This window comes from Glaesserella australis (assembly GCF_003260095.1).
Lineage (GTDB): Bacteria > Pseudomonadota > Gammaproteobacteria > Enterobacterales > Pasteurellaceae > Glaesserella > Glaesserella australis.
Genome location: NZ_PTPX01000009.1, coordinates 45,828 through 71,429, shown reverse-complemented (window position 1 = coordinate 71,429; position 25,602 = coordinate 45,828). Strand labels below are relative to the sequence as shown.

The following is a 25,602-nucleotide window of genomic DNA, read 5'->3' as shown; positions in this document are numbered from 1 at the left end:
AGCCCTAACCCCCTTGAATCTGATTTAATTTAGGATGTAAAAATGACCCTACAAACACTCCCTTTTTGCCCACAGCCAGGTTACACCAGTGAAAACGAACCTCGGCGAAAGGTCAATCAATTTGGCGATGGCTATCAGCAACGAATCGTTGATGGGCTCAATCCATTACAACGAAAATATAGCCTGTCGTTTAACCTAGTCCATTCACAAGCGGTCATTTTAGACCGCTTTTTTACAAATCACGGTGGGGTAAAAGCCTTCCAGTTTCTGGATAAAGATCGTGGTATCGTTAAAGTCGTCTGCCCGAAATGGTCGACCTCCAAAGGCAAAACCCATACCAAGTTTAGTTGTGAGTTTGAAGAGGTAATCTAATGCCAAGTCACATTTCCCCTAAGTTTCAGCTTGAGCTGGCTAAGTTAGAGCAAGATGCTTTATTAAGTCTATTTGAAGTTGATCTGCGAAACCTGACATCAACATTGGGAGAACGTGGTGAGTTATTCCGATTTTATGCGGGCACGAACGAATTACAACAGCCCATAGTATGGCAAGGGCAAACTTATCAACCTTTTGGGGTTAAGGCGGAAGGATTTGAATTATCGGGACAAGGCCCAAGCAATCGTCCTACGCTAACTGTTGCTAACTTGAATGGCTTTATTACAGGATTATCGAACGAATTTGAACAATGCCTTGGTGCGATTGTTCGTCGTCGTCAGGTTTATGCGAAGTTTCTTGATGCGGTCAATTTTAAAGATGGTAATCGATACTCTGATCCACAACAAGAACGGGTAAGTTACTATCTAATTGAACAGTTAAGCAATCTTACCCACGAGATCGCCACTTTTACATTAGCTCTACCAACAGAAACAGATAATGCGTTAATTAATAGTCGCACAATGTTAGTGACTTGTGGTTGGGTGTATCGTTCAAGTGAATGTGGCTACACGGGAACAGAAATGTTTACCGATAAAGATCAGCCAACCATTGATCCAAAAAATGACAAGTGCAGTGGTTGCCTACGTGCTTGCCAGTTACGGAACAATACCAGAAATTATGGTGGATTTATTGCTGTGAATAAGTTGAGTTAAAAATGAAAATCCCTGATGAATTAAGAAAAGAAATTCTTACTTATTGCAAAACCGCAGAGCCTAACGAAGCCTGCGGTTTTGTTATTTTGAGTTATCAGAAAAGCGAGCCAGTTTTTTTATCTTGTGAAAATGTTGCTGTCGATCCTGAAAATTACTTCGAGATTTCGCCTGATGATTTTATCCAAGCAGAACAGAAAGGCGAGATTATTGCTGTAGTTCATTCTCACCCAAATGGTGAAATGCGGTTGTCAATTGCGGACCGTCAAATGCAGGATTTACTCCAGTTTGATTTTTGGTTGGTATGTGGCGGTCACTTGCAAAAATTTCCAGTGATCCAACCGCTTGTAGGGCGAGAATTTATTCACGGTCAGTCGGATTGTTATTCTATTTTCCGCGATTTCTATTTCTTGGCTGGAGCAGATTTTCCCAATTTTGAACGCGTGGACGAATGGTGGGTGAAAGGTGGAAATCTTTATCTACAGAATATGGAAAATCACGGCTTTAAGCGATTAGATGATAGTGAGTCATTACAAGTTGGCGATGTAATTTTAATGCAAGTAGGTGCAGATGTGCCAAACCACGCAGGCATTTACCTTGGGGAGCAAATGGTCTTACATCATAGCCCAAAACGTTTATCAAAACGGGATTTGTATGATGGCTACTGGCTAAAACACACTCATAGTATTTGGAGATTTGAACAATGGTCACAGTTAGATTTTATGGTTCCCTTAAAACATTTGGCTCGGAATTTCAGCTCGATGTAAAAGATACGGCTGAAGCCTTGAAAGCCTTATTTTCACAGTTGCCTAATCTTCGCCAAACAATGCAGCAAGGATTTTATAAAGTCCGCATTGGACGGCAGTATCTCGATAATCGCTATTTAGAGCAAGGCTTATTTTATCGGCTGAAACCAGGAATGACGATTCATATTACCCCTGTCGTTGCAGGGGCTAAAAAAGCAGGCGTATTTAATTTAGTCGTCGGTGCGATTTTAGTTGCAGCATCTTGGTATGCTGGTGGTGCAGCTGGTTGGGGATATTTGGGAGCATCTGGGTATGGTATGGCAACGATGGGCACAATGATGGGGGTATCCATGATGCTTAGTGGTGTGTCAATGATGCTAACAAAAACACCTTCAATGGGTGGAATTGGCAGTGACTCAGATAAAAAACAATCTTCAGGCTTTGGCAATATTCAGAATATTGCTGCTCAAGGTCAACCTGTGCCGTTAGCTTATGGCCGAATTAGATGTGGGGCTATGATCATTTCGCAAGGGGTGGAAACCTACGATGCGGAAAGCGAGAAAGATAAACAAGATAAACCAATCGGATTTACAAAGGGGTGATATATGGGTGGAAGTAGTGGTGGCGAAGGTCGTACGCCATATGAAGCTCCTGATAGTGGGCGATCAACACAACAAATTAAGATTGTTGAAGTTATTTCTGAAGGAGAAATCCAAGGATTAGTGAACGGAGCGAAATCAGTCTTTTTAGATAATACTCCGATTCAGGCGGAAGACGATAGTTATAATTTTACCAATATTGAAACAGCGGGAAGAATTGGCAGCCAAGACCAAGCTGTGATGGTTGGTTTTGATACCACTGAGAAAGAAATTTCTGTAGGTACTGAAGTTCGAAAACGTACACCATTAACTCGAACAATTACCGATGGAAAAGTAACTCGGTTACGTCTAACGTTGGGCGTATCTGCACTATTTCGTCAAGAAGATAATGGAGATACATTGGGAGCAACAGTTGATTTCAAAATTACTGTTGGTAGTCAAGTTTATAACTTATCGATTGATGGTAAATATAGTTCGCAGTATTTACGTAATCTCGTTATTGATAGCTTACCACCTGTACCATTTACTGTAAAAGTTGAGCGAATGCAGGATGATTCAAAAAGTCAAAGACTGCAGAATAAAACGATTTGGGCAAGCTATACTGAAATTATCGATACAGACTTTGCTTACCCTAACACAGCATTAGTTGGAATTAAATTTGACTCTGATTATTTTTCTAATATTCCAACCCGTAGCTATGAAATTTATGGTATTAAAATCAAAGTGCCGAGCAATTATGATCCTGTAACTCGTACTTACTCAGGTTTATGGGATGGGACTTTTAAGATCGCTTATAGTGACAATCCAGCATTAATCCTTATGGATATTGTTACAAATAAACGTTACGGCTTAGGTCATAGATTAGGCGAATTTGGTGTAGATAAGTGGGCTTTATATCAAGCTGCACAGTATTGCGATCAGATGATTCCTGACGGATATGGTGGTAAACGCCCACGCTTTACTTGTAATGTGTGGATGACTGAACAACGCTCAGCTTACGATGTAATTAACGATATTTGCTCAATTTTCCGTGCGATGCCTGTCTGGAATGGTACAGAATTGACAGTGATAATGGACCGACCAAGCGACCCTGTTTGGACTTATACTAATGCCAATGTAATCAATGGTGAATTTTCTCGTCAATATTCTGCAGTTAAGGCTCGCCGCAATGCTATCCAAGTTGAATATCAAGATGCTGCCAACAATTATGAGAAAACAATTGAATATGTCTCTAATGACGATGACATTCGTAAGTACGGCTTGAATCTGAAAAAAGTAGTGGCGTTTGGTTGTACTAATCGTGGGCAAGCATACTGTACAGGTCGTTGGATCTTAGAAACAGAAAGATTAGAAACAGAAACAATCACTTTTAGTGTTGGTTCAGAAGGCTTGATGCATATCCCTGGCGATATTATCCGTGTGTCAGATAATAATTATGCTGGTACAGATATTGGCGGACGAGTATTGTCATTTAATGGCCACACAGTAACGCTTGATCGTGCAATACAACTTAATGGTAATAGTTATTTTTGCTATATAAATGCTGAAGCTAAACATAGTCATATTCGTATCTTACGAGCAAAGGGCAATGTGATCACCTTGGACAGTGAACCGGTTGGTTTAACTGATACATCTATTTGGTCATTAACAACTCAAACTATTACATCTCGTCTTTATCGAGCAATGTCAATTGCTGAAAATGATAATGGCAGTTACACCATTGTTGCTCTGCAGCACGAACCGCAGAAAGAAGCGATTGTCGATAATGGGGCTGTATTTGAGCCAGTTAATACTACCTTGCACCAAGCTCCTAAAGTGGAACATTTAGATGTCGATCTTACCTCGGGCAATGCAAAATTGACGTGGCAAACAACAAGTGGTGTCGGCACTGTAACTTACGATGTCCGCATTATTAAAGCTGGTAAACTATATGCTCAATACAAAGGGCTAACAAGCAGTGAAGTAGCATTTGACAATTTACCTGATGGTGAGTATCAAATTGTTATTCAGGCGAGGAATGCAAGCGGTCAGATTGTTAGTGAAAAAAGCAAAACATTTACGATCAATCGACCACCTGTTCCACAAAATGTACAAGTGCTTGGCGGATTAAGTGAGATCTCGCTTGCGTGGGATTATGTGGATAACGTGACCCAAACGGAAATTTGGGCAAGTGAAACCAATGATATCCGCACAGCCAAACGTATCGCCAAAGTGTTAGCCAGCTTTTACAGCCACGCTATAGGGGCAAGACAAATACGATACTACTGGCTACGCCATACAAGGGGGCAAAATGTTGGTGATTTTTACCAACAGCAAGGCTTAAGTGCGGAAACAGGGGCAGATATTGATGCCGAGCTTGCGTTACTGAATGAAAAGCTAGGGCAAAATATCATTGATGAAGTCTTTGATACAGCAATGCCGGCACGCAAATTAGAGATGACTAAAACCGTTGCTCGCATTGATAACCCAACGGAAAACATTGGGCATAACCAATTGTATAACGAAGCTGACGGCAAGTTATATGTATGGGACGGCAGAAAATACACCGCTAAAGTACAAGCGGTCGATTTAGAAGGAAAACTTGCAAGTAGTCAATTAGACCAAGCTCTTATTAATCAGCTTACCCAAGCAAGCAGTACAGCCAATAATGCCTTATCCAAAGCTAACACCGTACAAAGTGCGTTAGCTCAGGAAGTCAATCAACGCACGCAAGCGATACAAGCAGAGACAAGAGCGAGAACAACGGCAATCTCTGCTGAAGTAACTGCCAGAACGCAAGCCTTGCAAGCGGAAGCGAATGCTCGTGGTACTGCGGTGAGCCGATTAGAGCAAGTAGATCGTGATCAAGCCCAGTTAATTACAACAGCAACCGCTAAAGCCGATAATGCGTTATCAGGCTTGTCTGAAGAACGCCTAGCTCGCATTGCGGGAGATAATGCCGAATCACAAGCACGAACAGTCTTGACGACGAGAGTGGCGAATGCGGAAAGTAGTATTGCTACTTTGCAGAATAGTGTGACAAGTGCTAATCGTAGTGTTTCAGAGTTAAGCCAAAACCTTAATGCGAAGATTGATGGGATGAGTGTTGGCGGACGAAATTTATTGCTGAATAGTAACCAAAGTCTTATGGCACAAGGAACAATAAACTTTAAGCTTAGTCGTCATTTGGATTATGCGAAAATTAGAGATTTAGTATTATCTTGTGATGTAGCTTATACAAATGCAATAAGAGCAACAACTTCTGGTGCAAAGTGGTTTAGAATTGGGGCAGAAATCAGAGTTCATTACATAGATGGAACCAATCAATATTTGTCTGTTTGGCGTTTTGCAACAGTAGCACCAACTAGTTTTGATGGGCGTATTTTTGCTAAATTTACCATGCCGGCAGATAAAATCGTAAGGGCAATTGATTCAGTAAAAATTCAGATTTTTGATATTGTTGCTGAAGCAATGATAGTTAAAAACCCTAAATTAGAATTAGGCACAATTGCAACAGACTGGAGTCCAGCTCCTGAGGATGTAGAGCAGTCTATTAGTTCGGTTTCAGCAGAGTTGACAAGTTATAAGTCAGCACAAGCTGAAATAGACAGAACTCAATCTGAGCAATTGGTTACTCATACTGCACGTTTGGGAGAAGCAGAAAGTAAAATTCAAACAACCGAACAATCTTTGACAACACTAAGAGAGTCCACTGCAACTCGATTTAATGATGTTACAGCGAATTTTACACGAACAAATCAGAATGTGACTGATCTTAGTAGTCGAATTTCTACAGAAGAGACTGCGAGAGCCGATGGTGATAAGTCAAACGCGGATAAGATCGCCTCATTAACCTCAAGACTTGGAGCTACAGAATCCACCATCACGAATATCCAATCTACCAAAGCAGATAAAACCGAAGTGTCTAGTATTGCTCAAACTGCGTTGCAGGCAATTTGGAAAGCAGATGCTAAAACGGCAGTTGATAGTTTGCAGATAGGTGGACGTAACTTATTGCGTAATTCGTCACAACTTATTACGGGTTGGGGTGGTTCCGTTACTAGAGTTGATGGAGAAGCGACCTTCATAGGTAAAGGTTCGGGAGTATTCCTTGTATATACGTTACCAGAAATCCCTGAAATTGGGGCAGCTTATACAATAAGTTTTTTAGCTAAATCTAATCAAGATGGTCATTTAGTTATCAGATTTAGACGGAGAGATAATACCACTAAAGCGTCGGATATTAGTAAAACTATCCTCATTAATAGTCGGGAATATAAGCTATATACTGTAACACTAGTTTATCAAGATATAGCTGCTTTTGAGGTGGTTTCGGTTAATTTTGAGGTTGTTTCTTACGCAGCAACAGGTATTGATATAAATTTCAAGCTACCTAAAATGGAGAAAGGCAATATCGCAACCGGCTGGAGCCCAGCACCGGAAGATATTGAAAGCTCGGTTAATGCGGTATCAGCGGATTTAACCACTTACAAAGCTACTCAGGCTAATGTAGATAAGGCACAGACTGACCAAATCACGGCACATACAGCAAGATTGGGGACGGCAGAGAGTAAAATCAGTGCGGCAGAGCAAACACTGACGACCCTGAATAGCTCAGTGGCGACTAAGTTTAGTGAAGTTGCCGCAAATTTTACGCAAGTAAACCGCAATCTTACAGCTAATCAAACAGATTTTGAGGCAAAAATAGTCACGGAGCAAAAAGCTCGAGCGGATGGCGATAAAGCAAATTCAGATAAAATTGCTACGTTGACTTCTCGTGTTGGAGCCGCTGAGTCGACTATCAGCAATATTGAATCTACTAAGGCAAGTAAAACTGAGGTGGCAAGTATTGCTCAGCAGTCGCTGCAATCTGTTTGGCAGGCGGATGCTCAAGCTAAAGTGGATAGTGTTAAGGTTGGCGGTAGAAATCTTATATTAAGATCTGCCACGAGTATAACTCAGACACAAAGACATCAAATAATATTTGATTTGAGTCCGTCCATAGATTACGCCAAAATTAATAGTTTGGTTATATCTTGCGATGTAAATTACACGAATGCCACTAGATCGACAGTTGCTGATGCTAAATGGTTTACTGTTGGTGCAGAAGTGCGAGTTTGGCTAGATGATAAGAGTACTTTTTACCTTAATATTTTTAAGGTCATACCCGCAGATGGTACAGAGAGTTTTAATGGTCGAATTAGTAAAACTTATGTAGTACCAGAAGGACGTCGCATTATTCGGCTCACAGCACCATTAATCCGTCTATATGATATTGTTGCAGATGATATTGTGGTAAAAAACCCTAAATTAGAATTAGGTACTATTGCAACGGACTGGACACCTGCTCCCGAAGATGTAGAGCAGTCTATCGATGTAGTGTCAGCAGAATTGACGAGTTACAAGTTAACCCAGTCAAATAAAGAGCAAGCACAAGCGACTCAAATATCAGGATTAACAACTCGCTTAGGAAATGCTGAATCGAGCCTATCCACAACAAGTCAATCTATCACAACACTTAATGGCACTGTCAGTGCAATGCACACAATCCAAGCCGTTGCGATTACTGGTGGCAAAAAAGCCATTGCTGGCATCTCAATGGGTGCAAGTGGTAGCGAAAGTTCTGTGATTGTGATGGCTGATAAGTTTAACGTGGTCAAAAATGCACAAGATGGTAACGTTAAACCGATGTTTGGTGTGGTTAATAACAAAGTAGCGGTTAATGGCGATTTGATTGCAGATGGAACAGTATCGGCTAGAATGATGGCGACTGACTCGGTACAGGCTGGAGCAATCGCAGCAGGTGCAATTCGGGCAAATCATATTGCAGCAGGGGAGATTTCTGCGGATAAATTAACGATTGGATTGGGTGGGAATTTAATTTTTAACCCAATATTCGCCAATCCAACAAACGGTATACCTTATGGGTGGACAAAAGAAGGAAATGTAGGCAATTTTGAATGTTTCCAAGATCCTGATTGGGGTATGGCAAAAGGCTCTTATTTGCCTAATGAAAATACAGTCAAATACTCGACTGGTGAAGATTTAGGATCTACATCTATCATTGGTATTTGGCAAAATATCCCTGTGAATCCTAGCCAGTGGTATATAGCCTCCGTATATATGGGTAACCATAGGGCAAGCAAAGTCGAGATGATTTTGCAATTTTATCGATCTGATAACACGGTGATAGGTAGTGCAGTACATACCACCGCTAACCCAAAATCATTTGCGGGGATAGTTAATGCAGATCGTGTTTTCAGAAAGGTAAAGACCCCAGCAGACTGTAAATACATTCGTATGCATTTACGGAAATCAGCAACAGTTACTGGAGCAAATCCTGCAAATAGTTATATGTTCGTCTGTCGCCCAATGCTCGAAGAATGCACCGAACATACCCGAGAGCCTAGCCCTTGGCAGAATGCGGGAGTAACCGCAATTCATGGTGGCAGTATTGTTACAAACACTATTACCGCACAACAAATGGCGGCTAATACCATCACAGCGAATGAAATTGCAAGTAATGCGATTGCAGCACATCATTTATCTGCTAACTCTGTTAATGCTGGTCATGTTGTTTCCCAATCTCTTACAGCAGATAAGCTTAACATCAATAGTTTATCTGCGATTAGTGCGAATTTGGGTGCGGTGACGGCGGGGAGTATTCGTGGGGTAACGATTACAGGTAACACAATATCTGGTAATACGATTAGTGGTGGTACGATATCAGGCACCACGATTAGTGGTACAACAATCAATGGTGGGACAATTAAAGGTGCAAGAATTGAGGGTATAACGATTGAAGCACAGAATATTATAGGTGATGTTGTAAAGGTTTATTCATCCTCTTTGCGTAAAGTAAAGAGAGATTATGTAATTGATCAAATCGTGATACCGCGTTCCAATAAAAATCGTATTGCTTTTTTAATGCCAGTATTATTAGTCCAAATCAGTACTTGGTATCGTCCTGGTCCAGGGGAAAATGATGTTGGAGATTGGAGTACAACATCTGCCACAACTATTCAGGTACTGATGAATGGACAGTTAAAACTCAGTGCCAGCACAAACGGATACGATGGTCAAAATCATGTCGTAACGTTACAAGGTACGATTGAGCTACCCGCTAATACGGACATCACGTTATCATTTACGCATAACGGCGGTTCGGCAGTACCAGAGGGTACGCAATTTGTCTTTTTTATAAACAATGTTTAATTCAACAAAGCCCCAAGTGATTTACTATCATTTGGGGTTTTTCTTTTTCTAACACAAACCAAAGGAGTCTTATATGACAACATTTAACAAAATTTTAAATCCAGTTTATTCAACTATCGCAGGTTTCGGGATGAACCCAGACGGCTCAATGAACGTCACCTACCAAATCGGTACTGCAACGGAAGAGAACGAACAAATCACCGAGTTCAACCCGCTTGTGACAGAGTACAAATACCTTGATGCATCACAAGTACAAACGATTATGTTTGCCCCATTGACCAAAGATTGCATCGGCAAATCTTTCCAAGATCTCATGTTAGGTCGTATCTACCATTATATGAAAGAGCAAGGGATGATTCAGGTTTAATGGCAAAGAAACAATATTGCACGGGGCTGAAAAATGCCCCTGAAAACATAAATACTTGCTGTCATCAGCACGATCGTGATTACGGTCAAAATGGGAAAGTGAGTAGAGCAGAAGCAGATCGTAGATTGCGAGAATGTTTAATCGCTCAAAAACGTCCTGTTTTTGCTTGGTGTGCTTGGATGGCGGTGAGATGTTTGGGGTGGGTGTTTTATAAGCGAAAAAGTAAAGAAACAGTAAATGGCCATTCTCTGTAGATGGCTATTTGTAGAAGATCAAACCCAATCTGACAGTCCCCGTTTAAAATTACAGTGCTTGTCAGATTAATTTGAGCTTAAATTCTTTTCTGCCCAAATTCGTTTCCCATCAAGTAAAGTTGCCATCATGGTTATAATACATCAACCATTCATCTAAATCAGCTTGCAATGTCGCTAAATCAGTATAAATTTTATTCCGAAATGCCACTTGATAAAACTCTTGCAAAATTGTCTTATGGAAGCGTTCACAGATACCATTTGTCTGCGGATGCTTCACCTTTGTTTTACTATGTTCAATATCGTTTATCGCTAAATAAAGCTCATAATCGTGATTTTCTACCTTACCGCAATATTCACTTCCACGGTCCGTCAAGATACGTAACATTGGTAATCCTTGGCTTTCAAAGTAAGGTAACACCTTATCATTGAGCATATCAGCAGCACTGATAGCGGTCTTCATTGTGTATAATTTTGCAAAGGCGACTTTGCTATAAGTATCAACAAAGGTTTGTTGATAGATACGCCCAACGCCTTTCAAATTCCCAACATAGAAGGTGTCTTGTGAGCCTAGATAGCCTGGGTGTGCGGTTTCGATTTCACCACAAGCCACATCATCCTCTTTCTTACGCTCTAACGCTTGCACCTGTGCTCCGTTAAGAATGATGCCTTGCTCTGCAACCAATTTCTCAAGAGCTGCCAATCTTTGTTTAAAGTTTGCCAGGTTATGTTTAAGCCAAATTGAACGTACGCCACCTGATGATACAAAGATGCCTTGCTTACGAAGCTCGTTACTTACACGTACTTGTCCAAAAGCAGGATTATCTAAGGCAAACTTTACAACAGCTTGTTCAACGGCTTCATCTACCCGATTTTTGAGATTGGGTACACGTCGATTTTGATTCAGTAGAGCTTCAACACCACCTTGCTCTACGGCTTGTTGGTATCGATAGAAGGTATCTCGGCTCATCCCCATCACTTTACAGGCTTGAGAGATGTTACCGAGTTCTGCTGCTAAATTTAATAAACCCGTCTTGTGTTTAATGAGTGGATTGCTAGAATAAAACATGAGAGTTTCCTTTTTTGTTTAGATTGAATTTTTGCACTCATATTCTAAACGGGAAACTCTCACTTTTAGAGTGATTTGTCAGATTAAGTCTGATCTTCTACAGGCTATTAGCTCTTACTACAAATTAATACCTTTTATCCATTCATCAACTTTATCAGCCCATTGTTGCAACATTGCTCGGCGCTGTTCCGCATATTCAGCTTTATTGTAGACAGCACGCACACCCTGTTGCTCATGGGCTAAACTTTTTTCAATCCAATCACTATTAAAACCCATTTCATGTAGTAGAGTAGAGCCAGTACGGCGTAAGTCGTGAACAGTAAAATCATCAATTAACTGTTCATGGCGGTTGATGTATTTAATGCAATTAGCAATAACTCGATTTAGTGAACTATTAGCGATTGGCTGCTGTCGATTTACACGGCCAGGTAACAAATATGGTGATCCTTCCGAATAAATCTGAAATGCCACGATTAAATCAATAGCCTGTTCAGATAAATACACATTATGCGCACGATCTGCTTTCATTCGTTCTGCAGGAATGGTCCAAACTTTATTTTTAAAGTCCACTTCATTCCATTTGGCATTGATTAACTCGCCTTTTCGTACAAGCGTTAGCAGAATGAATTTGACTGCTTTTTTCAAGCCAAAATCCGATTGCGTTTCCTCAAGGGCATTAAAGAATAAATGAATTTCACGTGGTGTTAATGTGCGTTCACGCTTTTTAAATGTAGCAATTGATGAGTTCGCTATTTCGTCCGCTGGATTCGTGAACTTATGCCCACGCTGGATAGCGTAACGGTAAACATTAGCAATTAAATCACGCACAAAAATAGCCGTGGACGGTGCGCCACGATCTTTAATTTGCTCGCAATGGCGACGAATTTCATCCGTTGTGATTTCCGTCATCAGACGATTACCGAACGTATTTTTTATATCTCTCTCATAAGTAGCAACACGTAAAGCCTTGGTGCTGTCAGCAAGTTGTACATCGGCAAGATATTTTTCAGCAAATACGCAAAAGCGATCAGCATTACGAATTTGATTTCGTTCGGCCCGCTTTTCTCCGGCGGGCGAAATACCTTCACTTACTTGCTTACGAGCAATCATCAAACGTTCACGTGCTTCCGCAAGATTGATACCGTCAGCACCATATTTGCCTATTGTTAGAGTTTCTCGTCTGCCGTTGATTCTGTAATCATACCGGAAGGTTATAGTACCGGCAGTAGATACTGTCACATAAAGTCCATCACGATCTGCGACTTTATAAAGTTTGTTTTTGGGTTTAAGAGATTTGATTTTTGTATCTGTTAGCATTTTACGTTATTTTTACCGTCATTAATTTGACGGTATTTTCTATCTTTTTACCGACAAGCGCAAGGCTATACCGTCAATTTTACCGAAAGAAAAATAAACTACTACGAAATACTATGAAATGATGTGAAATAGAAAAGCCCTGTAATTACAGGGCTTTGAGCTATTTTTGAAATGAATTGAAATTAACTGAAAAGCGGATTTTTTATTCCCACTCAATCGTTGCAGGTGGTTTGCCTGAAACGTCGTACACCACACGAGAAATGCCATTGACTTCATTGATAATACGATTTGAGATCTTACCGAGTAAATCGTATGGCAAGTGAGCCCAATGAGCGGTCATAAAGTCAATTGTTTCTACTGCACGCAAGCTAACAACCCAGTCGTATTTACGTCCATCGCCCATTACACCAACAGATTTTACAGGCAGGAACACGGTGAATGCTTGACTGACTTTGTAGTACCAACCTGAAGCGTGAAGCTCTTCCATAAAAATCGCATCAGCACGGCGGACTAAATCGCAGTACTCTTTCTTAATTTCGCCTAACACACGCACGCCTAAGCCTGGACCTGGGAATGGGTGGCGATTGAGCATTTCAGCAGGCAAGCCTAATGCCAAGCCGATTTTACGAACTTCGTCTTTAAATAATTCACGCAATGGCTCAACTAAACCAAGCTTCATATAATCTGGTAATCCGCCAACATTGTGGTGCGATTTGATCACGTGAGCTTTGCCTGTTTTGCTTGCGGCTGATTCGATCACATCTGGGTAGATTGTGCCTTGTGCCAACCATTTGACAGACGTGAGTTTTTTCGATTCGTCATCAAACACGTCCACGAACACTTTACCAATCGTTTTGCGTTTCGCTTCAGGTTCATCAATACCTTTGAGTGCGTCTAAGAAACGGTCTTCTGCGTTTACACGGACGATGTTCAAGCCGAATTTATCGCCGAACATTTCCATTACTTGATCGCCTTCGTTTAAACGCAACAAGCCGTTATCGACGAATACGCAGTGCAAGTTTTTGCCGATTGCACGGTGTAACAGCAATGCGGTAACAGATGAGTCCACACCGCCTGATAAGCCTAAAATCACTTCATCATCGCCCACCTGTGCTTTAATGCGAGCTACGGCGTCTTCAATGATGTTTTCCGCCGTCCATTTGGTTTCACAGCCACAAATGCCGACCACAAAGTTTTTCAGTAATTCTAAACCGCTCTTAGTGTGGGTTACTTCTGGGTGGAACTGCACGCCATAGAAACGGCGGCTTTCGTCCGACATTGCCGCAATCGGGCAAGTTGGCGTTACGCCAGTGATTTGGAAATTCGCAGGCAAGCGAGTGACCTTATCGCCGTGGCTCATCCAAACGTCTAATTTTGGCTGTGAAGCGGTGAGATCATCGTTAAGTTTTGCAAATAGTGCGTCAGTTGCTTTTAATTCAACGGATGCATAGCCAAACTCACGGTGATCGGAAGTTTCTGTTAGACCGCCTAACTGCATTGCCATGGTTTGCATACCATAGCAGATCCCAAGCACAGGCACACCTGCATTAAACACATATTCAGGTGCACGTGGGCTGTTTTCTTCGGTGGTGCTTTCAGGCCCACCCGAAAGAATAATCCCCGTTGGGTTAAACTCACGGATTTGCTCTTCCGTCACGTCCCAAGCCCAAAGCTCGCAGTAAACCCCAATCTCACGCACACGGCGTGCGATCAGCTGTGTATATTGTGAACCGAAGTCCAAAATTAAAATTTTATGGTTGTGGATGTTTGTCATTTAATTCCCTTATTTAATAAAATTATTTAACTTTTAATGAATAAGTTGTTTTATCTTGATGTGTAAATATTTCATATCCAGATAAAGATTTACAGAAATTTGTAAAGTTGTTGAACCCATAGGAGCGATAGTCGAATTCAGGATCTATTTTTCTTAATGCTTCCGAAAATTTTGAAAATAATGCCATTCCACTATCATTTTGAACCATATTAAATGCTTTTTGTATCAAATCATAATTGATAACCTTTTTGTTTGAAGGTAGTTTCACATTATTAAATTTGGTTTCATTATTATTTTCTAGATTTTCTTCCCAAATAAATGTAATACAGGCTTTTTTAAACGCTTCAGGTGTATGTTCTTTTCCAATTCCAATAATATTAAGACCTTCTTCTCTAATTCTATGAGCAAGACCTGTATAATCACTATCACTAGATACAATACAAAAACTATCAACAATCTTTGAATGTAATAAATCCATTGCATCAATTACTAGTGCAATATCACTAGAGTTTTTAGCATTAGCATATGCAAATTTCTGAATAGGGCGTATTGCATAAGTATTTAATACATTTTTCCATTTATTATTTCTTTGTGTTGTCCAATCACCGTAAATTCTTTTTACAGTGATTCGCCCATATTTTCCAACTTCATTTAGAATCTGTTCAATCAATGCACTATTAGCATTATCAGCATCAATTAAAATAGCAACCTTTTGTGTTTCCATAGCTTATCCTTAATTATAGATTATGACATATACTATTTTAAATTTATCTTCATTTTCCTGTGTAGCGCTTACACAAATACAACGTAGGTTGTTTTTTAATTTTTGTGTAACTAAATTTTTAATAAAATCCTACCGCTTGTGCCCCTGATTAAACCACGCAACATAATCAAATTGGTCATAATATTTCATGCCATTCCAACCGCTAAATTCAAAAAGATCGCCCACTTGAGTTTGGTTTTCAAATCCTTGAATATAAAAAGCCGATTTTAATTCAGGGTAAGGTTTATGGGTGAAAACCACTTTGTTATTAAAAGGAAGTTGTTCAAACTCAACAAGATCTTGGTAATCACAGCCGTCACGGTCGGTCATGATGATGAACAAATTGTCTAAGTTCATACGAGCGGTACGATCTTGCCATTTTTTTACTGCTTCTTGTTCTGAATGATAGTGCATAAAATAAATCGTAATATCATCTAATTGACCAACAGGGTAGTGCTTTTGCTTCTCTTTTGGAAAAGTGATCTCTTGTTTTTGGTAATATTCAATACGTTTTAAATAGCGAATAAAATCTTTTGGCGTGAGATAGAGATTCACAAAAGGCGAATTAAATCGTTCACCTAAATCATGTAGCATAAATGCACCGTTACAATTACTTGAAATCACCGAAAATTGATGATTAGTCAGCCGTTGTTTATTTCTTTGATTTATTGATGAACGACGTAATTGATTTATTTTCCGTTTTATTATTGAAAACATTTTCTCTACCATTAGCAAATAGGTTTTGCACCTTTAATATTAAAATAATTTAAGTTTAAAGAGCCTAATGATTTATCATTAAAATATTGTTTTGCTTTTAAATGCGTTTTAGTTAATTGAGTGATTTCAAATTTAGAGAATGCTTTTTTATTTTCATCCAATACATTAAACGTATTTGAGCCAATAGTGGTTAAATAATAACGTTCTGTGCCGTTTAATTTATAGCTTTGGTATTGGTAATCGCAGGTATAGTCATAAATTTTAACTTCGCCCGTTGTTTCAAATTTAACCACGCGATGTATATCATCAACGGGAGTCATTGCCCAATAGCCATTATAAATATCATTGTTTAAATCGCTTTGCGAAAAGTTACCGCTACTGCAAGCGGTTAAAAGTAGCGCTGAAATCGCTGAAAAAAAGGTTATTTTTAATTTCATTGTTATCCTTGTGAATGAGAAATCCCCTCATCATGAGGGGAATATCATTAACTCATTCGATAGTTTGGTGCTTCTTTGGTAATAGTGACATCGTGTACATGGCTTTCTTTAATGCCTGCACCACTAATGCGTACAAATTGTGCTTTAGTACGTAGTTCATCAATAGTTGCACAACCTGTTAAGCCCATACAAGAGCGTAATCCGCCCATTTGTTGATGGATAATTTCTTTTAAGAGACCTTTGTATGGAATACGTCCTTCAATGCCTTCTGGCACTAATTTATCGGCGGCGTTATCTGATTGGAAATAGCGGTCTGATGAGCCTTTTGACATTGCCCCTAATGAACCCATACCACGATAAGATTTAAAGGCTCTGCCTTGGTAAAGTTCAATTTCGCCCGGTGCTTCTTCTGTACCCGCAAACATTGAGCCAACCATTACGCAAGATGCACCTGCGGCAATCGCTTTAGCAATATCGCCTGAATAGCGGATACCGCCGTCGGCAATCACTGGAATACCACGATCTTTTAGTGCTTCTGCCGCATCCGCAATAGCGGTAATTTGTGGAACACCTACGCCTGTGACGATACGAGTAGTACAAATTGAGCCTGGTCCAATCCCGATTTTGACCGCACTTGCACCTGCATCAGCTAACGCAATCGCCCCCTCTGCCGTTGCTACATTACCTGCCACAATCGGTAAATTCGGGTATTTCGCACGGGTTTCACGTACACGTTGTAATACGCCTTCAGAGTGTCCGTGTGACGAGTCGATAAGTAACACATCTACACCGGCTTTAACGAGTGCATCAATACGCTCTTCATTCCCCGGACCTGCACCGACGGCTGCGCCTACACGTAAACGACCCAGTTCATCTTTACAAGCGTTTGGTTTTTGTTCTGCTTTTTGATAGTCCTTCACGGTGATCATGCCTTTGAGTTTGAAACTATCATCAACCATTAATACTTTTTCAACACGGTGATCGTGCATCAAATCCAAAATTTCTTCACGAGTTGCACCTTCTTTAATGGTCACTAAGCGAGATTTTGGCGTCATCACTTCTGAGACAGGTTTGGTCATATCACGCACAAAACGTGTATCACGAGCGGTAATAATACCGACTAAATTACCTTCTGCATCAACAACAGGGTAGCCAGCAAAACCGTTCTTTTTCACTAATTCAGCCAGTTCACCAAGATTCATTTCAGGTGAAACGGTAACAGGTTCAGAAACGATACCGCTCTCAAATTTTTTCACTTTACGCACACGATCTGCTTGGCGTTCAATCGACATATTTTTATGGATAAAACCGATTCCGCCTTCTTGAGCAAGGGAGATCGCTAATTTCGTTTCGGTAACGGTATCCATTGCAGCAGAAAGCATAGGAATATTAAGGCGGATTTCTTTAGTGAGTTGAGTAGAAAGGTTTGCGGTATTTGGAAGCACAGTAGAGTGTGCAGGGACAAGAAGAACATCATCAAAGGTGAGTGCTTCTTTAATTACTCGTAGCATTGCAATAGTTCCTTAAATAAAAGTTTAAAACAAAGTTGGAAAAATTGCGGGCGGATTATACAGAGATCTCATTGAATTGTAAATTTCCAAGCGGTCGGATTTGTTGAAAATTTTGTAAAAAGAAGGCGAGCAACTTGCTCGCCATTATTTTTAGACAATTTCATGATAAAGATCTTGATACTGCTGTGCTACTTTTGCCCAACCAAAATCTTGAGCAAGAGCATTTTGGCGGACGCTTGACCACAATTTATTTTTGCTCCATAAATTGATCGCACGCATTACTGCATCATAGAAATTATCGGCATCAGGATAGCTGAACACAAAGCCTGTGGCTGTACGGTTTTCAATGCTTTCTTTGTGAGCATCGTTTACGGTGTCGGCTAATCCGCCTGTTCTGCGAACCAGTGGTAATGTGCCGTATTTTAAGCCGTAAAGTTGGGTTAAACCGCAAGGTTCAAAACGGCTTGGCACTAAAATCACATCTCCACCTGCGATGATTTGGTGCGATAGGGCTTCATCGTAGCCGATTTTTAAGCCGATTTTGTGTGGATAGCGAGATTGTGCATCACGCAATGCCCATTCTAAATCAGGCGATCCGCTACCGAGAACCACGAGCTGTACATTGTGTTGCATTATTTGATCGATACGAGCCAACAGGAAATCCGCCCCTTTTTGTTCGGTTAAACGGGTAACCATTACAAACAGTAGGGCATCTTTATCTTCTGGCAAGTCGAAATAGCGTTGGAGTTCCGATTTGTTTTTGCCTTTGCCTTGCATATAGTTCGGGCGGTAATTTGCCACGATGTTGCTGTCGGTTTCAGGGTTCCAAACGCTGTCGTCCACGCCGTTTAAGATACCACGTAATGCCCCTTCGGCAAGACGTTGTTGCAATAAGCCATGCATACCTGCCCCTGCGATCTGTTCGGTGATTTCACGGGCGTAAGTTGGGCTGACGGTGGTTACTCTGTCTGCGTAGAATAGACCGGCTTTTAAGTAAGAGATCTCTCCGTAAAACTCTAAGCCATGAATGTGGAAATATTCCCATGGTAGTGCTAATTCAGCTAAATGATACGCTTGGAAACGACCCGGATAGGCGATATTGTGAATGGTGAAGACGCTTTTAACAGGGCTGTTCCAGCTTTTGAGATAAGCACAAGCAAGACCAGCTTGCCAGTCGTGAGCGTGTAGCACATCACTTCTGCCCCACCAGTGATCTAAGCCTGAAGCGAGTTGAGCCCCAACATAACCTAATAACGCAAAGCGTTTGTAGTTGTCGGTGTAGTCTTGATAGTTATCATCATAGTAAGGTAGACGGCGGTTAAACAGATGTGGGGCATCGATCACATAAACCCCTAAGCCATTGAAATAGGAAAATCGAATAGTTATCACGCCTGCGAATGTGCCTACAGTGGCAACTTCAACGGTTTCGCCTAATTTTTCGGCCACTTGCGGATAATAAGGAATTAATACTCGAACATCATTACCTACGGATTGTTGTGCATAGGGAAGTGCGCCCATTACATCCGCAAGTCCACCCGTTTTGATAAGCGGGTACATTTCTGAACAAACATGTAAAATTTTCATTTAATGAATAACCAGTTTTGATATTAAAGATTTGTTGTGTTTAGTTGCAAAATTTTTGAAAAAATTGACCGCTTGTAAAACGGCACAACAGCATTGTTGTGCCATTTTCAAACATTATTATGCGTTTGCTTTATCTTTTGCTAGTTTATCTAACATTTTTTGGCAAACAAGCACGATACCGCCTTTACTGATACGGAAGTATTTCGCATCTTCTTCAGGATTAACCCCGATTTGCAAGCCATCAGGAATGGTGCAGTGACGGTCAATAACAGTACGTTTAATCACGCAATTTTTACCGATATTTACTTGCGGAAGAATAACAGATTGTTCGATAACACTATCTTCTTCAACATGGACTCGGCTAAAGAGCACAGAGTTACTGATTTCTGCATCAGTAATCACACAGCCACCTGCGATAAGTGAGTTATCAAGGGTGTGTGCACGTGCTTTTTTATAGAAGAAACGAGCTGGTGCAGTCTGTTGTGGACGACCATGAATTGGCCATGATTCATCATATAGGTCAAGTTGTGGTTTTTCACTCACGAGATCCATATGTGCAGACCAATAGCTATCAATTGTACCTACATCACGCCAGTAGATAGATCCTGTTGTATTACGGCCTTCGCAAGAACGTTCAAATGGGTGAGCATAGATAACACCTTGTTCTACTGCTTTTGGAATAATATCTTTACCAAAGTCATGAGAAGTATCTGGGTTGCTAACCTCACTTTCTAACATTTCATAGAGATAATCTGCGTCAAAGACATAAATTCCCATTGAAGCAAGAGAAGATTCAGGTTTATCTGGCATTGCAGGCGGATTAGCTGGTTTTTCAACGAAAGCTTGTACTTTTAATTTTTCGTTTACTGCCATCACACCAAATTCAGTCGCTTGTTCACGTGGCACTTCGATACAGCCAACGGTACATTTCGCTCCTGAGTCCACGTGATCTTCAAGCATACGGTTATAGTTCATTTTATAAATATGGTCGCCTGCAAGGATAATCACATATTTTGGGCGATAGTGTGATTTCATCATTTCCATATTTTGATAAACCGCATCCGCTGTACCACGATACCATGTGTTTTCGTCGATTTGCTGACGGGCAGGAAGCATATCGATATATTGATTACGTTCGTAAGGTAAGAACGACCAACCACGCTGTAAGTGACGTAGTAGTGAATGTGCAGCGTACTGAGTAATTACCCCAACTTTCAATAAGTTAGAGTTAATACAGTTAGATAATGCAAAGTCAATAATACGACGGCTACCACCAAAATAAACTGCAGGTTTTGCACGTTTATCGGTAAGTTCATAAAGGCGTGAGCCACGACCACCCGCTAAAATAAGCACTAAAGTTTGTGCGGTAAGATTACGTCTGTCTGTAGAAGCTTCCTGTTTTAACATGTTGTTATCTCCAAGTAGGATAGTGAATATTAATTCCTTTGAAGTACGCATACCTCAATATGATTGAGCGTAACCGCAAGCGTATCTGTCATTAGAGTGGTTTCTTTTTCACCTAAAAGCACTTGCCAGTTGCCTTTAGGTAATAAAAATAGTTGTTTTGCTGATTTGGCATTCACTAAAATGAGCCATTTATCTTCTAATAATATTTGTAAAGCTTTGCTAGAGTGATCTTGCCAGTCCTTAAATTGAATGACGTTACCATCAGGGCGCAACCATTGCACTGATTCGCTTGTCCACCATTTACTTTCTTGTGAAAGTAATGGAATTTGTTTTCGTAACGCAATCAATTTAGCGGTATAGTCAATTAATGATTGATCTGCTGTTTTCCAATCAATCCAACTAATTTCATTATCTTGGCAATAGCTATTATTATTGCCTTGTTGTGTATGTCCTAATTCGTCACCTGCAAGTAACATTGGTGTTCCGCCAGAGAGAAGTAGGGTAGCCAATAATGCACGTTTTGCTAAATCACGTTGTTTTAGGATAGCGGTATTTTCTGTATTTCCTTCAATCCCAAAATTATGGCTAATGTTGTGACCGTGTCCATCACGGTTATCTTCACCATTTGCCCAGTTATGTTTTTCGTTGTAACTGACGAGATCTTGTAGCGTAAACCCGTCATGAGCCGTGATAAAATTAATACTGTGAAATGGTTGGCGATTATGCGCAAAAATATCGTCGCTACCTGCAAATCGTCTTACGAATCCGCCTAATTCACCACTACTTTGTAAGAAGAAGCGACGCATATCATCACGGTAACGATCATTCCATTCTGCAAAAGGTTTTGGGAATGCACCTAATTGGTATCCACTCCAACCAATATCCCAAGGTTCTGCGATGAGTTTTACATGAGAAAGCTTGGAATTACTATACACTGCGGTGAAAAATGCTGATTTCTCTGAAAAGGTTGGTGCTCTACCAAGTACTGCACCTAAATCAAAGCGGAATCCATCAACATTACACTCTTTTACCCAATAACATAAGCAGTCTATCACCCAACGCAATACCGCCACATCGGAGGAGACATTAAGTGTATTACCACACCCAGTCCAATTTAAATATTCGCTATTATCGGTTAGCCAATAATACGCTTCGTTATCAATACCACGTTGTGACAACATCGGCCCATCTTTACCCGCTTCAGCAGTATGGTTAAACACCACATCCATGATGACTTCAATCCCTGCTTTATGTAGAGTTTTAACCAACTGTTTGAATTCAGTTAATGGGTCTGCCTGGTTATAAGCAAGCTTGGGATCAACCGCAAAATGACCTAAAACGTTGTATCCCCAATAATTAGATAACCCCATTTTTTGTAAATGTGGCTCATCCACATGGTAGGTAATAGGCAATAGCTCTATGGCTGTTACACCTAAACGTTTCAAATGAGCAATAGATGCTTTATGTGCTAATCCTGCAAATGTTCCCCGAATTTTTTCAGGAACATCTGGATTCAATTTACTAAAACCTTTTACGTGTGTTTCATAAATAACCGTTTCTGACCACGGTGTAAAAGGTTTATAGTCACCTTCCCAATCAAAAGAGTGGCGTTCTACCACAATGGATTTTGGTGCGAGATGTGCATTGTCTCTTGGATCGTTCCAATGAAACCATTTTACCGCGTCATCACTCGATAAATCGGGATCGCCAATAATGGCGTTTGCATAGGGGTCCACCAATAACTTATTCGGGTTAAACAGATCGCCTTTTTCTTCATTCACTTGTCCTGTTACCCGATAGCCATATTGCGTCCCAGCTTTTAGCCCGACCACAAACAGATGCCAAATTTCATCGGTTTTGATCATCGGTAATCGAATTTCTTTTCCATCGCAAAAAATCGCAAGTTCCACACCGCTTGCACGGCGAGAAAAGAGTGCGAAATTAACGCCTTTTTCTCCATTGATTTCAGTTAATCGGCTCCCTAATGGAAATGGTCTGCCTGCAAGGTACTTCATATACAGCCTTAGTACATATAATTTTTGTAGGGACACACTGCGTGTGTCCGTTAAATATCGTTTTTGCGTAAAAATGAGATTAGTCGGACACACGCAGTGTGTCCCTACATTTCGGATTTATTTCCTACGTTATTTCTTTTTACTTTTTGGTTTTGTTGCCTTAACAACGTCTGCTTTCGGCTCTACCTTTTTCGCAGATTTTTTCGCTTTTTTAACCGCTTGTGGTTTAGCTTCTTTCACGATAAAAATCGTGGCAAGCGGTGGGATTGTGAGCGAAATAGAGAACGGTTTGCCGTGAGACTCGATTTCTTCGCAACTGATTTCACCGAAGTTACCCAAATTGCTACCCATATAGTAGGCAGAGTCGGAGTTCAAAATCTCTTTGTAGATCGCATCTTCGTGAACTCCAAAGCGATAGTTATCTCGTGGGATCGGAGTGAAGTTACTCACCACAATCACACTTGATCCGTCTTTCGCCTTACGTTCAAAGGCAAAGACCGATTGCTCTGCATCGTCCACCACCAACCACTCAAAGCCAGCAGGATCGTAATCTTGCTGATAAAGGGCAGGGTATTGGCGGTAAATGCGGTTTAAATCGCGCACCCAGTTGAGCATACCTTTATGCCAACCGCCGTGTTCATCGTTGAGCAAGAACCAGTCAAGGCTCTCTTGATAATTCCACTCACGCCCTTGAGCAAATTCGTTACCCATAAAGAGCAATTTTTTACCCGGATAACCCCACATATAGCCATAATAAGCACGCAGGTTGGCAAACTGTTGCCAGCAGTCGCCCGGCATTTTGCCAAGTAGTGAACATTTACCGTGTACTACTTCATCGTGTGAAAGCGGTAGCATAAATTTTTCGCTATATTGATAGATCATTCCGAAAGTCATCAAATCGTGATGATATTTGCGGTAAATCGGATCGGTTTTCATATAGCGTAAGGTATCGTTCATCCACCCCATATTCCATTTATAATCAAAGCCTAAGCCGTGATTTTCCGTTGGGTGTGTAATGCCTGCAAAAGACGTGGACTCTTCTGCAATCGTGATACCTGTTTTGCCCTCTTTTGCCAACATATCATTCGTTGCACGCAAGAAATCTAAGGCTTCTAAATTTTCACGACCGCCGTAACGATTTGGGATCCATTCGCCATCTTTACGAGAGTAATCACGGTAAATCATTGATGCAACCGCATCGACACGCAAGGCATCAATGCCGAAACGCTCAATCCAGTAAAGTGCATTGCCTGTTAAATAGTTGCGTACTTCGTGGCGACCGTAGTTGAAAATCAAGGTATTCCAGTCTTGATGATAGCTCTCTTTTGGATCGGAATGTTCGTAAAGGTGTGTGCCGTCTAAGTAAGCCAAACCGTGTTCGTCCGTTGGGAAATGTCCGACTACCCAGTCTAAAATCACATTAATGCCTGCTTCGTGAGCTTTGCTAATCAAGGTACGCAAACCCTCAGGGGAGCCAAAGCGACTTGTTGGGGCATAAATTCCCGTTGGCTGATAGCCCCAAGAGCCATCGAACGGAAATTCGGTAACTGGCAATAACTCAATATGGGTAAAGCCCATCTCTTTCACATAAGGAATGAGTTCATTAGCAATTTCTTCATAATTGAGCCAGTAATTGTTTTCTAAATTGCGTCTCCAAGAGCCTAAATGCACTTCATAGACAGAAATCGGTTGGTCTGGATCGTTTGCTCTACGGCGTTTTTCGTCACTTTCCACAATCGCAGGTAAACCAGATGCCACAGAAGCGGTATCAGGGCGGAATTGTGCTGAAAAAGCATAAGGGTCTGATTTCAAACGGATTTGCCCGTTTTTATCTAAAATCTCGAATTTATAGAGTGTGCCTTTTGGAATGTTCGGAATGAAAATATCCCAAATACCGCTCGTTTGATGAAAACGCATTGAATGGCGGCGACCGTCCCAGTAGTTGAAATCACCTACAACAGAAACACGGCGAGCGTTTGGTGCCCAAAGGCTAAAGTGAATACCGCCCACTTCATTTTGGGTAACAAGATGAGCCCCTAATCGTTCATAAGGACGGACGTGAGTTCCTTCGGAAAGCAACCAGTTGTCAAAGTCAGAGAAATGGGATTGAAAGCGGTAAGGATCTTCGATATCGATTTCGGTATGGGCATAACGCACAAGCAAGCGGTAGGAAAGGTCGGTTTTTTTACCAATTAAATTCGCAACAAAAAAGCCACGATCGTCAACTTGTTGCATTTCAGCTATTGGTTCACTATTTTCATCAATAACAGAAACTTGTAACGCTTCAGGTAAATAGGCACGAATAATAATACCGTCATCAATTTGGTGAACGCCTAAAAAAGCAAATGGATCTTTACAGCAACCGTTAGCGAGCTGTTCAATAAAGGTTTTGTCTTGCTTAATCAAGTTAATATTTAGTGCTTGGTCTTTCATCTGCTCTCCTTGGCTACACTACAGTAAATGGAAATGCTGAAATAAACGTTTGCATGGCATTCTATTAAAATTAGATTTACAAAACAACTGATAATTTTGATGTAAATCATAAATATTCTAAGTAGGTTTTTTATTCTTATAAATCAAAACGTTATTTTAGTATGAGAAGGATGATAAATTCTTGTGGAGTGGAATAAATTATCATTTTATATGATGAAATGCTTATTTGTAATTTAATGTAAGTTTTATGTTTAAAAGTAAATTGTTTGAATGATATGAATGGAAATTAATTTATATAAAGAATAGAGAAAATGAGATTTCATTTTCTCTATAGAA

General features: G+C 40.6%; 17 protein-coding genes and 1 pseudogene. 7 read left to right on the top strand and 11 right to left on the bottom strand.

Going from position 1 to position 25,602, the window contains the following annotated elements; genetic code table 11:
• The first annotated feature begins 42 nt into the window (after nucleotides 1–42).
• From C5N92_RS04645 to C5N92_RS04615, 7 genes are all read left to right on the top strand, one after another.
• On the top strand, nucleotides 43–372 hold the full coding sequence (locus C5N92_RS04645) for a phage tail protein (RefSeq protein ID WP_111749695.1): 330 nt from the start codon (nucleotides 43–45) through the stop codon (nucleotides 370–372).
• Nucleotides 372–1,085, top strand: coding sequence for a phage minor tail protein L (locus C5N92_RS04640; RefSeq protein WP_111749694.1), 714 nt, complete (start codon nucleotides 372–374; stop codon nucleotides 1,083–1,085). Before C5N92_RS04645 ends, C5N92_RS04640 begins: the two co-directional genes overlap by 1 nt.
• A 2-nt stretch (nucleotides 1,086–1,087) precedes the next feature.
• Nucleotides 1,088–1,849, top strand: coding sequence for a C40 family peptidase (locus C5N92_RS04635; RefSeq protein WP_111749693.1), 762 nt, complete (start codon nucleotides 1,088–1,090; stop codon nucleotides 1,847–1,849).
• Complete coding sequence (locus tag C5N92_RS04630) at nucleotides 1,786–2,430, top strand: tail assembly protein (RefSeq protein WP_111749692.1); 645 nt, start codon at nucleotides 1,786–1,788, stop codon at nucleotides 2,428–2,430. The genes C5N92_RS04635 and C5N92_RS04630 overlap by 64 nt, the downstream gene beginning before the upstream one ends.
• 3 nt (nucleotides 2,431–2,433) lie before the next feature.
• Nucleotides 2,434–9,621 carry a TipJ family phage tail tip protein gene (locus tag C5N92_RS11365; RefSeq protein WP_111749691.1) on the top strand — a complete coding sequence of 2,396 codons (7,188 nt, stop codon included), beginning with the start codon at nucleotides 2,434–2,436 and terminating at the stop codon, nucleotides 9,619–9,621.
• Between the two features lie 73 nt (nucleotides 9,622–9,694).
• Nucleotides 9,695–9,988: a hypothetical protein gene (locus tag C5N92_RS04620; protein ID WP_111749690.1), complete on the top strand. Its 294-nt coding sequence runs from the start codon at nucleotides 9,695–9,697 to the stop codon at nucleotides 9,986–9,988.
• A complete protein-coding gene (locus tag C5N92_RS04615; protein ID WP_111749689.1) occupies nucleotides 9,988–10,242 on the top strand; it encodes a hypothetical protein in 255 nt (84 codons plus the stop codon). Before C5N92_RS04620 ends, C5N92_RS04615 begins: the two co-directional genes overlap by 1 nt.
• Nucleotides 10,243–10,308: 66 nt before the next feature.
• Here C5N92_RS04615 and C5N92_RS04610 read toward each other — a convergent pair.
• From C5N92_RS04610 to glgB, 11 genes and pseudogenes are all read right to left on the bottom strand, one after another.
• Nucleotides 10,309–11,308: pseudogene (locus C5N92_RS04610) on the bottom strand (IS481 family transposase).
• Nucleotides 11,309–11,425: 117 nt separating this feature from the next.
• Nucleotides 11,426–12,625 (bottom strand): tyrosine-type recombinase/integrase, encoded by a 1,200-nt coding sequence (locus C5N92_RS04605; RefSeq protein ID WP_111749688.1) that lies wholly within the window; start codon nucleotides 12,623–12,625, stop codon nucleotides 11,426–11,428.
• Nucleotides 12,626–12,827: 202 nt separating this feature from the next.
• Nucleotides 12,828–14,399: a glutamine-hydrolyzing GMP synthase gene (guaA, locus tag C5N92_RS04600; protein ID WP_111749687.1), complete on the bottom strand. Its 1,572-nt coding sequence runs from the start codon at nucleotides 14,397–14,399 to the stop codon at nucleotides 12,828–12,830.
• 22 nt (nucleotides 14,400–14,421) lie between these two features.
• Nucleotides 14,422–15,123, bottom strand: a complete 702-nt coding sequence (locus C5N92_RS04595; protein ID WP_111749686.1) for an NYN domain-containing protein — start codon at nucleotides 15,121–15,123, stop codon at nucleotides 14,422–14,424.
• Nucleotides 15,124–15,252: 129 nt separating this feature from the next.
• A complete protein-coding gene (locus C5N92_RS04590) occupies nucleotides 15,253–15,879 on the bottom strand; it encodes a DUF1919 domain-containing protein (RefSeq protein ID WP_111749734.1) in 627 nt (208 codons plus the stop codon).
• Between the two features lie 11 nt (nucleotides 15,880–15,890).
• Nucleotides 15,891–16,316 carry a hypothetical protein gene (locus C5N92_RS04585; protein WP_111749685.1) on the bottom strand — a complete coding sequence of 142 codons (426 nt, stop codon included), beginning with the start codon at nucleotides 16,314–16,316 and terminating at the stop codon, nucleotides 15,891–15,893.
• Between the two features lie 47 nt (nucleotides 16,317–16,363).
• Complete coding sequence (gene guaB / locus C5N92_RS04580; RefSeq protein WP_111749684.1) at nucleotides 16,364–17,827, bottom strand: IMP dehydrogenase; 1,464 nt, start codon at nucleotides 17,825–17,827, stop codon at nucleotides 16,364–16,366.
• A 150-nt stretch (nucleotides 17,828–17,977) separates the two neighbouring features.
• Nucleotides 17,978–19,411, bottom strand: a complete 1,434-nt coding sequence (glgA, locus tag C5N92_RS04575; RefSeq protein WP_111749683.1) for a glycogen synthase GlgA — start codon at nucleotides 19,409–19,411, stop codon at nucleotides 17,978–17,980.
• A 117-nt stretch (nucleotides 19,412–19,528) separates the two neighbouring features.
• Nucleotides 19,529–20,818 (bottom strand): glucose-1-phosphate adenylyltransferase, encoded by a 1,290-nt coding sequence (gene glgC, locus C5N92_RS04570; protein ID WP_111749682.1) that lies wholly within the window; start codon nucleotides 20,816–20,818, stop codon nucleotides 19,529–19,531.
• Between the two features lie 29 nt (nucleotides 20,819–20,847).
• A complete protein-coding gene (gene glgX / locus C5N92_RS04565) occupies nucleotides 20,848–22,833 on the bottom strand; it encodes a glycogen debranching protein GlgX (protein ID WP_111749681.1) in 1,986 nt (661 codons plus the stop codon).
• Nucleotides 22,834–22,962: 129 nt separating this feature from the next.
• The gene (gene glgB, locus C5N92_RS04560; protein ID WP_111749680.1) at nucleotides 22,963–25,266 is read right to left on the bottom strand and encodes a 1,4-alpha-glucan branching protein GlgB; all 2,304 of its coding nucleotides are present in this window, start codon (nucleotides 25,264–25,266) and stop codon (nucleotides 22,963–22,965) included.
• Nucleotides 25,267–25,602: the final 336 nt, after the last annotated feature.